14 protein-coding genes are annotated in these 14,462 nt (G+C 57.2%); 9 read left to right on the forward strand and 5 right to left on the reverse strand.

Features of this window, described 5'->3' with window-relative positions:
- Positions 1-9: 9 nt before the first annotated feature.
- Positions 10-822 (forward strand): sugar phosphate isomerase/epimerase family protein, encoded by an 813-nt coding sequence (locus O9X91_RS21980; RefSeq protein WP_142914069.1) that lies wholly within the window; start codon positions 10-12, stop codon positions 820-822.
- A complete protein-coding gene (locus tag O9X91_RS21985) occupies positions 819-1,646 on the forward strand; it encodes a shikimate dehydrogenase family protein (RefSeq protein WP_142914068.1) in 828 nt (275 codons plus the stop codon). Before O9X91_RS21980 ends, O9X91_RS21985 begins: the two co-directional genes overlap by 4 nt.
- Positions 1,647-1,698: 52 nt before the next feature.
- On the opposite strand, the gene O9X91_RS21990 is transcribed toward O9X91_RS21985, so the two are convergent.
- Together O9X91_RS21990 and O9X91_RS21995 are read right to left on the reverse strand one after the other, a co-directional pair.
- Entirely contained in the window at positions 1,699-2,532 is an 834-nt protein-coding gene (locus O9X91_RS21990) for a shikimate dehydrogenase family protein (protein ID WP_244614292.1), read from the reverse strand.
- Positions 2,502-4,475: an FG-GAP repeat domain-containing protein gene (locus tag O9X91_RS21995; RefSeq protein WP_269834377.1), complete on the reverse strand. Its 1,974-nt coding sequence runs from the start codon at positions 4,473-4,475 to the stop codon at positions 2,502-2,504. Before O9X91_RS21995 ends, O9X91_RS21990 begins: the two co-directional genes overlap by 31 nt.
- 71 nt (positions 4,476-4,546) lie before the next feature.
- Here O9X91_RS21995 and O9X91_RS22000 point away from each other — a divergent pair, with 71 nt between their 5' ends.
- From O9X91_RS22000 to O9X91_RS22020, 5 genes are all read left to right on the forward strand, one after another.
- A complete protein-coding gene (locus O9X91_RS22000; RefSeq protein ID WP_244614291.1) occupies positions 4,547-5,500 on the forward strand; it encodes a dihydrodipicolinate synthase family protein in 954 nt (317 codons plus the stop codon).
- Positions 5,501-5,628: 128 nt separating this feature from the next.
- Positions 5,629-6,516: a ribokinase gene (locus tag O9X91_RS22005; RefSeq protein ID WP_142914066.1), complete on the forward strand. Its 888-nt coding sequence runs from the start codon at positions 5,629-5,631 to the stop codon at positions 6,514-6,516.
- 76 nt (positions 6,517-6,592) lie between these two features.
- Complete coding sequence (locus tag O9X91_RS22010; RefSeq protein WP_204814871.1) at positions 6,593-6,814, forward strand: hypothetical protein; 222 nt, start codon at positions 6,593-6,595, stop codon at positions 6,812-6,814.
- Complete coding sequence (locus tag O9X91_RS22015; RefSeq protein WP_204814869.1) at positions 6,811-7,167, forward strand: hypothetical protein; 357 nt, start codon at positions 6,811-6,813, stop codon at positions 7,165-7,167. The genes O9X91_RS22010 and O9X91_RS22015 overlap by 4 nt, the downstream gene beginning before the upstream one ends.
- An 81-nt stretch (positions 7,168-7,248) precedes the next feature.
- The gene (locus O9X91_RS22020) at positions 7,249-8,025 is read left to right on the forward strand and encodes a fumarylacetoacetate hydrolase family protein (RefSeq protein WP_142914065.1); all 777 of its coding nucleotides are present in this window, start codon (positions 7,249-7,251) and stop codon (positions 8,023-8,025) included.
- A 102-nt stretch (positions 8,026-8,127) separates the two neighbouring features.
- Here O9X91_RS22020 and O9X91_RS22025 read toward each other — a convergent pair whose 3' ends face one another.
- Both O9X91_RS22025 and O9X91_RS22030 read right to left on the reverse strand, forming a co-directional pair.
- Complete coding sequence (locus O9X91_RS22025) at positions 8,128-9,204, reverse strand: aldo/keto reductase (RefSeq protein ID WP_142914064.1); 1,077 nt, start codon at positions 9,202-9,204, stop codon at positions 8,128-8,130.
- A 138-nt stretch (positions 9,205-9,342) separates the two neighbouring features.
- Positions 9,343-10,650, reverse strand: a complete 1,308-nt coding sequence (locus O9X91_RS22030) for an extracellular solute-binding protein (protein WP_142914063.1) — start codon at positions 10,648-10,650, stop codon at positions 9,343-9,345.
- 407 nt (positions 10,651-11,057) lie between these two features.
- Between O9X91_RS22030 and O9X91_RS22035 the strand changes: the two genes are divergently transcribed.
- Together O9X91_RS22035 and O9X91_RS22040 are read left to right on the forward strand one after the other, a co-directional pair.
- Entirely contained in the window at positions 11,058-11,864 is an 807-nt protein-coding gene (locus O9X91_RS22035) for an SDR family NAD(P)-dependent oxidoreductase (protein WP_142914062.1), read from the forward strand.
- Positions 11,857-12,930 carry a Gfo/Idh/MocA family protein gene (locus O9X91_RS22040; RefSeq protein ID WP_161596394.1) on the forward strand — a complete coding sequence of 358 codons (1,074 nt, stop codon included), beginning with the start codon at positions 11,857-11,859 and terminating at the stop codon, positions 12,928-12,930. Before O9X91_RS22035 ends, O9X91_RS22040 begins: the two co-directional genes overlap by 8 nt.
- A 212-nt stretch (positions 12,931-13,142) precedes the next feature.
- Here O9X91_RS22040 and O9X91_RS22045 read toward each other — a convergent pair whose 3' ends face one another.
- On the reverse strand, positions 13,143-14,441 hold the full coding sequence (locus O9X91_RS22045) for an ABC transporter substrate-binding protein (RefSeq protein WP_142914060.1): 1,299 nt from the start codon (positions 14,439-14,441) through the stop codon (positions 13,143-13,145).
- Positions 14,442-14,462: the final 21 nt, after the last annotated feature.

A 14,462-nucleotide genomic window follows, 5' to 3' on the forward strand; every position in this document is an offset into this window, starting at 1 on the left:
AGAGGTCTTATGACAGAAATCGTATTCAACCACGCTACCGTCCGCGAAAGAGCAAATATGCTTGAATTTCTACGTCTTTCTTCAGACCGGGGTCTGAAGACCGTGTCGGTCTGGTGTGACGAAATCGCCAAAATTGGCGAGGCCGACGCGCTGTCGGTCCTTGATGACTTAGGTATGACTGTCTCCGGCTACAACCGCATTGGCCCGTTCGTACCTGAGTATCTGGATTGCGCAGAGGCTGAACTGGAGCGTGCCGCGCGCTTTGGGGCAGACCATGTTTTCGTCTTTACAGGCGGCCTTCAAGAAAACGAAAAAAATCTCGAAGCGGCAAGACGGAGGGTGGAAGACACATTCGGCCGGTTGCTCGATATGGCCCGAAAGATCGGCATCAAGCTGGCGATCGAACCGCTTCATCCCATGCTCGCTGGCGATCGCACGGTCATCGCGAGCCTGTCCCATGCCAATGCTCTGGCGGAAGCACTGGGACCTGGAATTGGTGTGGTCGTCGATGTTTACCATGTCTGGTGGGATGAGCGTCTTGGAGCGGAGATCGACCGTGCTGGCCGCGGGGGACGGCTTCTCGGCTTTCACGTCAACGACTGGCTTCTGCCTACCCGGCATCTCCTAACAGACCGGGGTATGATGGGAGACGGCATCATCGATCTGCCCGGCATCGAGGGCATGGTCCGTCGTGCCGGTTTCCATGGACCGGTAGAGGTTGAAATTTTCTCAACAGACTGGTGGTCACGAGATCCAGGCGAGGTGATGGACATCGCCATCGATCGCTGCCGGCAGCTTTTCGGCCAGGAGGTGATGGCATGAAAGAAACAATTCCGAACCTTGATGGCCATTCGCGGATCTACGCTGTGTTCGGCGATCCGATCTACCAAGTGCAAACGCCAACTCTCATCAATCCGATCTTCGCCGCCGCCGGCCAGAACATCTATGCGGTGCCGTTTCATGTCACGGCAGAGCGCTTCGCAGACGCATGGGACGCGTTTGCCGCTATGTCCAATGTCAGCGGAATCAGCACGACAGTGCCGCATAAGGTTAATGGTGCGAAACGTTGCGACACTCTGACGCCAACTGCCAGGGCTGTCGGCGCGGTCAACTGCGTACAGCGAGGCGCCGATGGGCGTATGCACGGAGCGCTTTTTGACGGTATCGGTTTTGTCGAAGGTCTCGGAGAGGCGAAGGCCCGAATTCGCGGAAGCCGCGTGCTGGTCGTCGGTGCAGGAGGCGCGGGACGCGCCATTGCCTTTTCGCTTGCTGAAGAAGGGGTAGGGCAGCTTGGCCTGATGGACCTGTCAGCCGACTCGATTGCGTTCACCGCCAACATGATCAATGCGGTGACGGGGCGCGAATGCGCGCGCGCAGTCGATGCATCAAGCGGCTGGGAGTATGATGTGGTGATCAACGCTTCACCGATCGGCATCAAAGGAACGGCCGTTTTCCCCATGCCGGATGCAGCGATCCGGCCGGATATGCTGGTTGCGGATATTGCGAGCCTTACCGGCGAGACGGCCCTTTTGCGTGCCGCGCGCGCGGCCGGTGCTACGACGTCCGATGGTAAAGATATGCTGGGCGCACAGATAAGATTGATGGCAGGCTTCGCGGCAGGCCTTCCTGCGGGAACGGTGTTATAATTATCAAACGCCGCGCGGCAGCGCGCGCGGCGTTTATGTGTCATAAAATTATCTATCCCCAGAGTTCGCAAAGATGGTCGGCAATCAATCCGACCTGCCCGGTAATCATGTGAATTCCCGAATGAACTTGCACGCCGTTCTTCGCTGCAAGCGCCAACAGTGGAGTTGTCTCAGGCTGGGCGATGACCTCAGCAAGGGTCATGCCGGGCTGCAGAAGTCCGGCATCGAGTGGCAGGGCATCTGTTTCTTTGAGGCCAAGGGACGTGGCGTTCACAACCAGCGCGCCCGCTTGAGGCTCCGCTCTTCCCGCCTTTGCAACGCCTCGACCGAAACCGGCATTGACCGTTTCTGCCAGAGCCTCCGCTTTGTCCACTGTCCGGTTGGAAACGGTTATGCTTCTGGCACCAGCTTCGACGAGCGCGAATGCTATGGCAACGGCAGCCCCGCCAGCCCCGACCAACAACACATCCCGGCCTTCGATCACGACATGTTTTGCCAGAAGGCCACTGACGAACCCTTTCCCGTCGAACTGGTAACCACGGAAGCTGCCATCCCTTTCGCGCCGAACGACATTGACCGCACCGACACGTGCGGCCACCGGGTCGAGACTGTCGCAGAGTTCGACTGCTGTCTGCTTGTGGGGAAGGGTGATGCCGAACCCGATCAGGTTCGGCATAGCCTTGAGACCAACCCAGATATTGTGCAGGTCGCTTGCCGGGACATGCAAAGGAACGCAGGCGATGTCGGCGCCGCGTTCTGCAAACAGGGGATTGATGGCCGCAGGCGTTTTAGCTTGCGTGATGGGATCGCCAATCACACCCATGAGCCGGGTGGTTCCACGAATCTCGAAGCTCCCTACCACGACAATTCCTCTCGCTTCAGCCACACGATGGTTCCATCCTCGACGCCGACGATCAGGTCGAGGGCACCACGACCGGCCCAGTCCACCGCTTCGGGAGAGGCAACGTGCATGGCCATCGCAATAGTCTCACCTTTGAAGCTGATAGGGAGGGGGAAGGCAAAGCGAGGCTCTTCCGGTGTTCCGACATTCCGGGACAGGAACAAGCCGGCCTGCTTCGTGGTGTTGCGCGGAGCGCCGGTTTTTGGATCCGGGGGAACGCAAGCGCGGGCATGGGTTCCGAAAATAAGGTCTTTCCGGCCGGTTCCCTCCCAGTCGCAGATGCAGAGCTTCACCCGGCCTCTACCGCCACCGACATCGACGGTAAACCGCACCGCATCGCCATTTTCCCAGCGGATATGCCGTTTATCAACGAGTTCGGTATCGGAAGCGCGCGTCCAGTCGCTGAGGACGCCGTCTTCGTCCAAAGCGAGATAATGCAAGTGGCCGCTCTCCTGCCAGTCGACGACGGCCGGGCGGACGCGCCAGACAGTTTTCAGCGGCTTGCCGTTATAGGTGAGAAACTCCTCTTCGGCAAAACGCGGCGGGATCGTTTTCTCGCCGGTATTGCGGAACAGTCGATGGCGACCGGTGACATCGCTGACAAGAATATCCATGTGTCCACTGCCGGTCCAATCGGCAATTGTCGGGCAGGAATAGCCGAACATCTTTTCAGACGGCCCCTGAATCGAGCCGTCCAGACCGGCTGCGATCCTGATGGGTTTGCCGCCAGCTTCCAGCATGCTTTCCTTGCCGAGATAGATCGAGCCATTCTCTTCCCGGCTGGGATAGAACAGCAATTCCCCGCTACTGTTCCCGACGACGAGATCGAAATGTCCGTCACCGCTGAAATCATGGGCGGCCGGGCTTGGCAAAACGCCCGCGTGGATCAGAGGCTTGGTGGTCTCAACGCGTCCGCGCTTTTCGAACCTCGGGAGCCCATCCGCTCCATAGCCGCAATTCTTGAGAAAGGTGACGTAACCGTCCTCGGCGCCAACGAGAATATCTTCACGGCCATCGCCATCCCAGTCCACGACGCAAGGTAGATGGATGCATTGATCGAGTTCAAGAACTTCATCGTCTGGCGTTCTTATAAGGCTGGTCGGCTCGAAGGACCCGTCCTCGCGTTGCCGCGCGATATGCAGGATATTCCAGAATTCGCCAGCGATAAGGCTATCCTTCTGCCCACCGAATCGACCGAAGGCAGGCGCAAGCTGCCCGTAGACCTCGAGCGCCGTTTCACCGGCAATAAGAGCTTTGCCCTTTTCCAGTACCGGGTGTGAAAGCGTGCCGGTATTTTTGAAGGCATACAGAAAGCCGCGCAACGGCCCACCGAGCCAGCGCCCGGCATCGTCATAACCGCGATACCCTTCGTCGTTCCACTCGAGACCGTTTGGCCAGTAGTCGTCCCAGTAGTCGCTGCCGACGATCAATTCAGGCACGCCGTCGCCATCAATGTCGTGGAAGCGGGCCATATGGAAGTATTCGTTGCCCTTGACCCAGTCTGCATCCAGATCGAGCCGAACGGGTTCGCCGAATTCCGGCGCTCCCTTCGGACCGATGTTGGGAAAGATATAAATCTGCTTGCGCATGCGCGATGCTGACACCAGGTGGAAAGTGTCGCCGTCTTTTACGGCCGTGACATAGCCGCGAACACCTTCGATCAGTTCCTCTTCGCCCAAAACAGGCGTTCCATCTTCATAAATGCCGATCTGGCGTCGCAGAAAAACCCGGCCATCGTAACAGGGATCCCAAGCGGATATCAGAAGATCTCTGCTACCCGTTCCTGTCCAGTCGACCACTTCGACGCAGGTGATGATGCGTCCGGCAACCGCCGCCGAATTGACCTCACGGTGATAATGCAGAACCTCTGCGCCGTAATCCGGACCATGCCAGACGGTCGCATCGTCCTCCCATCTTTTTACACTCACGCGCCTACTCTCCCTATTCCAAATTCGTTACTGGAATGCTATTCTAATATCAAATCGATCCGTAAATCCACATGAAAGAAGCACTGATGAGCAAAAATGCGCATGGAATTGTCCCGGTCATGCTAACTCCGTTTACACCGGACAATCAAATCGACTGGGACGGGCTTGAACGGCTCGTCGAGTGGTATGTCGACAATGGCGCCGATGCGCTTTTCGCCGTGTGCCAGTCCAGTGAGATGCAGAGGTTGTCCCTTGACGAGCGTGTTTCTCTGTCTCGGCGCGTTGTTTCGTTGGCGCAGGGCCGCGTTTCCGTTATCGCGTCCGGTCACATCAGCGATAGCGCAGACGACCAGCGTACCGAACTGATGGCAATGGCCGATACCGGCATCGATGCCCTGGTGCTTGTTACCAACCGGCTCGATACCGGCGATAGTGGAACGGAGGCGTTCCGCGCAGGCGTTGAGAAGGTCCTGAACTGGGTGCCGGGCGATCTTGCTCTGGGACTATACGAATGCCCCGCACCCTATCGCCGCCTGCTGAGCGACGATGAATTCAAATTCTGCCGCGACACCGGTCGTTTCGTGACACTCAAGGACGTCTCATGCGATCTCGACACCGTCCGTCGACGGGTTGCGATGTCGGCAGATTCCGGATTTGCCGTCGTTAACGCCAACGCTGCCATTGCTGCGGCGGCGATCCGCGAGGGGTCGAAGGGGTTTGCCGGAGTGTTCACAAATATCCATCCGGATCTTTATGCATGGCTCTACAAACACGCGACCGAAGATTCCCCGTTGCGGCGCGATCTGGAGATATTCCTAGCCCTTGCCGCCATGGCGGAATCGATGAGTTATCCCGGAATAGCAAAGACCTACCACACGCAGCTTGGAACGTTCCGGAGTGCTCACTCCCGAGTCACCGACTACGACATCACCGAGCGTCACTGGGCCGTTCTGGATTTGCTCAACCATATTCACGAGGGCACGATTCGCTTCCGGAAGGCGATCGCTCAGCGCGCCGGACAGTAATTCGGCGGCCAGGACCAGAACTTTGCCTGCCGTAAGATGGCGGCGAAATTCTGGTCCTGTGTATCCTCTCTCTATTTCCGGGCACGCATTCACGACCCGCATCAGCGTCATCTCAGGAAGGATTTTTCGTGATTGTCACGTTTGGCTCCATCAATGCCGATCTGGTTTTTTCGGTCAGGGAGATGCCGCAGCCTGGCCAGACGCTTCTGGCCGATCAATTTCGCACAGAAGCGGGCGGCAAAGGGGCAAACCAGGCCATTGCGGCGGCGCGCGATGGCGCAAACGTTGTGATGGTCGGAGCGGTGGGCCATGATGCCCTTGCCGATGTCGCGCTGAAGAATTTGAAGGACACCGTGGATCTCAGCCGCGTGCTCCGTGTGACCGAACCGACGGGCTGTGCTTCGATCCTGATCGACAGCCATGGCCGGAACATGATTGCGGTCGCCTCCGGTGCCAATCTCGTTGCTTCCTCCGATGAGGTGGACGACGCCCTCGTTCAGGAAGCGCGCATTGTCCTCATGCAGATGGAAAACGACCCCGCCGAGATCGAGAAGCTCATTCGACGCCTGAGCGTTACAAATGCCATGTCCATTCTCAATCTGGCTCCGGCCATTCATCTCGAAAAAGAGGTCCTGTCGCTTTGCGATCTTATTGTGGTGAACGAGGACGAGGCAGAAGCGCTTGCGGGCTGGCTGGACACCGGTTCATCTGCAATGGACCTGTCGCTCAAGCTTGAAACAGGCGTCCTGAAGACGCTCGGCGGTGACGGGGCTGAAGCAAGCGTTGGCGGAGAGATTATCAAAATTCCGGCCTTGTCGATCGAAGCGAAGGATACGACTGCGGCGGGAGATTGTTTCGTCGGCGTCCTGGCGTCGGCGCTCGATCGCGGGCTTTCCTTAAAGGACGCCATGACCCGTGCAGCGACGGCAGCAGGACTTGCCTGTAGCCGCGCCGGTAGCCAATCCAGTATCCCCCATGCCAACGAAACCGACACATGGCTCGAAAAGCTGCAATGAGACGTCTGTGTGTCATTGCGCCCGGAGCTTTTGTCAGAGTTGGTGTATCGCTTCAAAATTTCGCCGGAAGGGCCGCATGACTTATCCAGTCTTTCTCTTTGCAGTCGTCGCGCTCCTTCTTGCGCCAGGCCCCACCAACACCCTTGTCGCACTTGCCGGCGCGCAAAGCGGTCATCGCAGCCTTCGGTTTCTTTTGCCAGCGGAACTCCTGGGCTATCTGACGATGATCCTGCCGGCAGCCTGGTTCGGTGCAATGATAATCAAGAGCCTGCCTTCCGCCACGAATGTCCTGAATTGACTGCTTCCGCCTGGGTTATGTATCTGGCGATCAGTCTGTGGAAGTCAGGATCCGGCATCATCAGCGATATGGAGGTGTCCGCAAAGCGGGTCTTCGCTACGACAGCGCTTAATCCAAAGGCGCTTATCGTCGCTTTTGTGCTTCTGCCACCACCGACCGATGGCCAGTTTCTACTGAAACTGGCGTTTTTCTGCGCTGCCGCATCTGGCGTGACCGTGGTCTGGTGCTCCCTTGGAAGGCTCACCCGATCACAAGTTGGCACAAATGTTCGCTTTGCTATCGTCCAGCGTGCTGCATCCATATGGCTTGCTATCGTATCTGGTTCCCTGTTTTTCGCAGCCTTTTCCCACTGAGTGATAATCTTAGCGTCGCAAGGCTGACGGATTGCAATTCTACTTCAACTTCTTTCACGGCATCAGAAACAAGGAAACGCCATGAGCGATTCATATCAAATGATGGATACAAATAACCTAGCTCAAACACTCGTCAGACTTCGAAGCGAGGGAAAGCAACTTCCAACAACGCAATTCCAGACACTCCCGGCCGATCGTGAGAGTGCGATGGAGATTCAAGGCGTTGTTTCTGAACTGGAGAATATCGACAGTCGTGCCTGGAAGGTTGCGAGCTCGCCGAGCAATGACCACGTGGTCGCTCCCTTGCATCCCTTCGTCCGCAGTAGCCCGAAACCAACTCTTATCTGGCGACAAGGCATAAAACTCGAAGTCGAAATCGCCGTAAAGCTGGGTAAAAATCTACCAGTTTTGTCAAATGGTGCCTATTCCCGAAGCGGCCTTGCAGACGCAATCTCGGAGATTTACCTCGGTGCCGAACTGGTCTGGTCTGCAGTCGAAGAAGGCGCAAGGATATCCTATCCTCTGTTTCTGGCTGATCGACTTGGGAACATGGGCTATGTGATCGGTCCAAGGCTTCCGGCCTCGACGCTTGATCCTTTTGGGGGAATGCCACTCGCGGTGTCGCTGGACAGAGCAACGCTTCATGACGGCGTTGCGCAACATCCAGCCGGCGACGTTCTCACATGGCTTCTTGGCTATGCTAATGACCGCTCGAGGCCTTCAGCATCGCTGCTCGCAGGTTCGGTCTTCACGACGGGAAGTCTTTGCGGGGCTATCGAAATTAAAAAACCAGGTGAAATCGTTATCACGTTCGGTCCGGAAACAGCGTTCGATTTTGTGCTTTCGGCGGAACCGTAAAGTTCGGCCGAAAGTGATTTCGCGTCCTGCGTATGCCGCACTCTTTAAAGAGGATGAAACCTGTTTGCTGTAGGGTAGCAAAGGACGGGGTCCCTTCGGACGCTAGGCGGCCTTGCCGGACCCCGTGCCAGCATGCCGACGAATCTCGGGAGCCAGCCACGGCGAGACATAGCCACGATCTGCCTCTTCGATCAGCCCACCGGGTGGAAGGAGCGCGTCGATCTGGTCGAGTGTCAAATTGTCCAGCTTCGCCTCGAACCCCGCCTCCATTCCGTCGAATTGCTCCATCGTGCGGGGTCCGAGAATGACGGAAGTGACGGCGGTGTGTGCAAGTGGGAACGCCTGAGCCATGTGCATGAGGGAAAGTCCTGCCTGTCGGGCGATGGCCTCAAGCTCCGGAAGTAATTCCAGCTTTCGGCGATTGCCGGCGCGCTGCATGTCGAAGCGCGATTGCAAAATGGGGTAGTGCTTTCCCCATTGGCCTTGGACGCGGTCCGCGCGCGAACCGGCCGGCATGGCGCCGGCAGAATATTTGCCCGTCAGCCACCCACCGTTCAGAGGGCTCCATGCCGTAAAACCCATCCGGTAGTGTTGAGCGGCCGGCAATGTCTCGCGCTCAACAGCGCGCTGAAAAATCGAATAGGGAGATGTCTCGTTGACAAACCGGGAGAGCTTTTGCAGACAACTGACAGCCTGGGTTTCAGCAATATACCACGCGGGTGCTGTAGAACATCCGATGTAACGAACCTTGCCCTGGGTCACGAGATCACTCAATGCGCCCAGCGTCTCTTCGATATCGGTTTGAAGATCCGGACGGTGCATCTGATAGAGATCAATGTGGTCTGTCTTCAACCGCCGCAGGCTGTTTTCGACCTGCTTCATTATCCAGTAGCGCGATCCACCTTGTTCGTTAGGGCCGTCGCCCGCCGGAAGCCTGAACTTCGTCGCCAGTACGACCTTGTCACGCCGTCCTGAAATCGCCTTGCCGACAATGCTCTCGGCTTCCCCGTGGGAATACGTGTCAGCAGTATCGATGAAGTTGATCCCCCGGTCGAGGGCCCGATGCACGATATCGACGCATTCGCCTTCGTCGGCGTTGCCGTCCGATCCGTAACTCATGGTTCCGAGCATATACTCGCTGACCTGGACCCCGGTCCGGCCTAGATATCGATACCTCATGGCTGTGTCTCCTGCGCCAAACTCGGTTCAATCGACATTGATGAACGCGAAGCAAGCTGCTTTGGGATCGTTGCTGTTTTCGTTAAGTGCGGTTGTGGTTGCACCGCATCCCAATTGCGAGAGGCGGCTCCTGACCGCTCAAGATTTCGAAAGAGCCTCGGCGTAGCGGGATTTGACCTGCGAAACGACGCTTTCAGGCGTGCTGCCGCGCAGGATCATGCGCTGGAATTCCTCGCCGGCAATCTGATTGAAGATAGATTGAATGACAGAGTAAGTGACCAGGCGTCCGCGCTCCTGCACGAGGTTTTTCCAGCCCAGTTGGTCCGCGGCTTCAGGCGTCGAGAAATAAGGGTCTTTGTAAACACTCGCCCGCGCGACAACCTCTCCGCCACGCGCAGCGAGAGCTTGCGCTTCAGGACTTGCCATGAATTTCACGAACTCCCACGCAGCCTCCTTGTTCGGCGAGTTCGCATTGATGCTCAACTGAAAGCCATAAGCGGTAAGCTTGTCGTTTCGCGCAATAGTGGGCGCCGGAGCCCAGGCGAGATCGTTGTCGGCGATCGCCTTTTCGATTCCCTTGTATCGGTAAAGCCCAAACGATGCGGAGGCGACCGTTCCAGACCGCAGACCGTCCTGCAACTCATTGTATCCGTATTGCAAACTGACAGGCGTGGAGGCCTTTTTTGCAAAGAGATCGGACACTGTCGATGCCGCCAGCAGAAGCCGATCATCAGCAAAAGCGATGTTTCGTCCATCGGGAGCGAATAGGGGGCCGTCATTACCGGCAAGGATCGAGCTGGTGATGAACTCGTTGAATGCCTGTGCGCCGCCTATACCGCCCGTGATGCCAAGCGGGACAGCGTACCCGATCGTTGCTCCTTTTGTAAGTTTCGCTCCCAAGCCACCGACTTCCTCATAGGTGCCCGGAGTAGAAGAGATCTGAGCTTCTGCAAACCGGCTCTTGCGGTAGATGAGGATTGGAATGCGAAAATCCTGCTGCAAACCCCATAATTGTCCGTTGACCTTCGTCTGCTCCAACGGGATGAGCCAATCGTTCGTATCAACCCCATCGCGCGCCACGAGTTCGTCAATAGGCAAGATTGAGCCGGTAGATGAATATTCGGGCTGTTGAAAATTTGTGACGCGTATGACATCCGGCGCACCGGCACGCGCGCGCGCAGCGCGGATGCCATTTGCGCCCGACGGATCCACGACGACCTTGATCTTGATGGATGGGTTTGCTTTCTCGAATGCTTCGATCATGCGGTTTTGCGCGGCTGCGCGTGGATCCTTGGCGTTTGCCGGATCGAGAAAGCCGTTGTAACTCACCTCGGTTGTGGAGCCCGACTGGGCCGATGCCTTGCGACTTCCGACCCCGGCGACCACGGATGCAGCAGCGATCCCGCCTAAAAGTGAACGGCGTGAAAGTTTGAAATTCTCGTGCATGGTTTCCTCCCTGTTGCACTTGTTCGCTGTCGTGCGCCAGGGCGCCTCGTCAGATGATACGTCGTCAGTGCGGCAAGACCTCACTTGAGCCTGCGTGCCCCACCCATGGCTGCACCGGCCAAACCTCCCAAAGTCTCAACCGAAACACTATCGGAACATCATTCTATCTAGCAAACTAAGCTTGTCAACCGGGCGAAAAACGCTGCCCCGAAGAGGAAATGGCCATCTTTCGAGCCTTGACAGATTAGGTGCGGCTGTAAATTATGGAATATCGTTCCGATAGCATAGGCATCGGATTGCAAACTGCGGGATGAGGGCGGGAGTTCAGGAGTGAGCTCACTCACAGCGTCTGGCAACAAAGACGACGCCCATCTAGTGTGCATTCAAAAACAGATAGGGAGGTAGACATGCGCGTTCTCGTGACGGGGGTGAGCGAGGGGATAGGGGGCACGATTTGCCGCGAAATCGCCAACAGGCCAAATTCAGCGATAGCAATGTGCGTTCGAAAGAGCCGCGAATCCGTGGTGAGACTTGCAGACGAACTGCGGCATCAGGGTTGCGAAGTCCTGATCCTCGAGGGCGACCTTCGCGATCCTGCCGTGCCCGACTACTTCGTCGGCGCAGCAACGGACGCGTTCAAAGGTCTCGACGCGATTGTTTCCAACGCGGGCGCTGTCGATCCGACATCGTTGGAAGACATGTCGCTCGACGTTTGGGAAGACATGTTCGCTTTAACCTGCCGCGCCAGCTGGCTTCTTGCGAAGGAAGGCTTCCCGCATCTGAAGAAAAGCCAGGGTGCCTATGTCGCGATCTCATCGCAATCCGGCGTTCATCCGCATCGCCAGACGGGAGCTTACAGTGCCGCGAAGGCGGCGCTCATCATGTTGTGCAAGCAGATGGCGCTCGAATGGGGAGAGCACGGCATTCGGGTCAATAGCGTTTCTCCCGGAATGATAATGACACCCATGACGCGCTCGATATACGACGACGATGACATCACGCGCCAACGAGAGGCCATTGTCCCTCTGAAGCGGATTGGCGCGCCTGTCGATGTCGCGCGTCTCGTTGATTTTCTGATCGACCCGAACAATCGCTATATCACCGGCGAAAACATCATGGTCGACGGCGGTCTTACGCTCTCGGTTCTTGACCGGATTCCCGGCATCGCCCGTCGCAAGGCTGATGCCGTCTCATCAGGGGCACAAAATGCCTAGTCGTATCAGCGTTGCGCGTCCCGCCGTCAGAATTGCCGTCGTTGGCACGGGTGCCATCGGGCGCCGCCACGCCCTCTTTTGCGCAGACGAGCCAACCGTCGATCTTGTCGGCATCGTCGATCCTGCGGATAATGCCGCGACCTTCGCTGCGGATGTGGGCGTCAACCACTATCGAACCATCGAAACATTACTGGAACGGCAGAAGGTGGACGGGGTCATCATCGCTGCCCCCACACAGCTTCACCGCAACATAGCCGTGATCGCGATCTCTCACGGAGTCTCTGTGCTCATTGAAAAGCCGATTACCGTGTTGCCGGGCGAAGCCGACGAACTAATTGCGGCGGCGCAGTCGAGCGGGGCAAAAATCCTGGTGGGCCACCACCGACGGCACAATCCTATTGTTCAGCACGCCCGCAAGATCGTCACGCATGAACTTGGTCGTCTGCTGGCAGTCAATGTGATTTGGGCCCTGTTAAAGCCCGTCAGCTATTTTGAACCGGACTGGCGCCGCCGCATCGGCGCTGGTCCGATCCTGACCAACCTTGTGCACGATATCGATCTTCTCCGTTTCCTCTGCGGAGAGATCAGCAGCGTTACGGCAAAAACCACAGCCTCGGCTCGAAGCCATGAGGTTGAGGACACGGTTGCCGTCCTGCTCGCTTTTGAGAACGGCGCACTGGGTACGCTGATTGGCAGCGATGCCAGCCCGTCGCCATGGTCGTGGGATTTAAACTCGGGCGAAAACCCCTTGTTTCCCGTCAGTCGGGAAAACTCCTATCGCTTCTTCGGTACAGAGGGATCACTTGAGTTCCCGGACCTGCACCTGTGGCGTTACCGCGTCGATGGTGAAGCCGGATGGACGCAGCCGATCAGTCGCGAAGGCCGTGTGGTGCAAGCCGCCACCGACGCTTACCGCCTGCAACTGCAGCATTTCACACGCGTTATCACGGGCGAGGAAGAGCCGCTCGTAAGTGGCGAAGACGGGATGCGAAGTCTTCAGGCAACCGCCGCCATTTTTGACTCGGCCACGACGGGCAAAACCATCGATCCCTCGAAGATGAAGTAACCGACGCGGTCAGGCTGCTCGGACGTCATTGACGTGCCGGCGGGTTGAGCTGGAAAGACATGAGGCGCGATCCCCAGGATAGCGCCTCGAAAATTCCCACTACGCCTATTTTCAGAATGTTGTCGCCAAACACCCTCACCTCGTGAACTAAAAAAGCGGGGCGGAACGGAGAATGCTCCCGGTTCCGCCCCGCCTGTTTTACAATCAGGCGATCACTGCGCCTTGCTTAGGGCTGCATCATAACGCTCGACGACTTCGTCATAGGCGTCTTCAGCCGATCCATCGCGCAGGATCATTCTCTGGAAAGCCTCGCCGACAATCGTGTGAAACGTCGACAAAATCGGCGTGTAAGCCACAGTGCGACCGCGCTTGCTGATGAGATCCGCCCACTGCACCTGATTCTGAGCTGCCGCATTCTGGAAGTACGGCGCGCTGTATGCCGATTTCCGTGACACGACTTCACCGCCTTCGGCCGCAATGGCCTGCGCCTCGGGCGAGACCATGAACTTGATGAAGGTCCACGCGGCATCCTGCTTTTCGGACTTCTTGTTCATGGCAATGTGATAGCTGTAAACCGTCTGCTTGTCGGTATCCGAGAAGGCAGGAGCGGGGGCCCAGCCCAGATCGTCTCCACCGCCCTGCTGTTGAACGGTCTTGAAACGATATAGGCCGAAGACCGTCATCGCCGCCGTTCCAGACCGAATGCCATCATGAACCTCGTTGATCCCCATCTGGGCGCTTCGCATCGGCGTAACCTTGCATGTCGTGAAGAATTCTTTGATGGTCTTTGCGGCGAGGACGAAGGACTCCTTCGAGAAAGCAATCTTCCCATCCGGTCCAAAATATTGACCTTCATTTCCCGGAAGCATTGAGCTCAGATAGAATTCACCAAGCCCTTGCGCTCCCCCGAGGCCGCCCGTTGCTCCAAGCGGGACCGCAAACGGAATGGTATTTGCCTCGGTGAATTTAGGGCCGGCGGCACAGACTTCATCCCAGGTTTTTGGTGGGGTGACGCTAGCTTTTTGAAGGGCACCTTTGCGATAAAACAGGATAGGAATGCGGAAGTCCTGCGGAAGGCTAAACAAAGTGTCGCCAACCTTGGCGCTGGAGAGCGGGAGAAGCCAATCGTCTTCTGGAATCCCATCTTTCTTTACAAGCTCGCCCAGATCCACGAGATTGCCTGTGGACGCGAATTCAGCGATTGCAAAGCCGACAATGCGCACAACATCAGGCGTCTGGCTTCCGGACTTGATCGAGCGAGATACGGACTGGCCTGTCGGGTCAACAAGCAGCTTTATCTTGATGTCCGGATTCTTCGTCTCAAAGGCCTGGATCATCTTTGTCTGGGCCGCCGCTCGAGGATCCTTGTCGTTGTTGGGATCGAGAAACGTCGAGTAGATGATCTCCCTACTCTGAGCGTAAGCCGTATGTGTAAAAAGCGTTGAGACACCTGCACTGAGGCTCAGCATCGCTGCCGCCCCGAGCAAAGCTCTTCTTGATTTGGCCTTCATGATATTCCTCCCTGGTGTGAT

Origin of the sequence: Agrobacterium salinitolerans (assembly GCF_027498475.1) — a bacterium.
Taxonomy (GTDB): Bacteria; Pseudomonadota; Alphaproteobacteria; order Rhizobiales; family Rhizobiaceae; genus Agrobacterium; species Agrobacterium salinitolerans.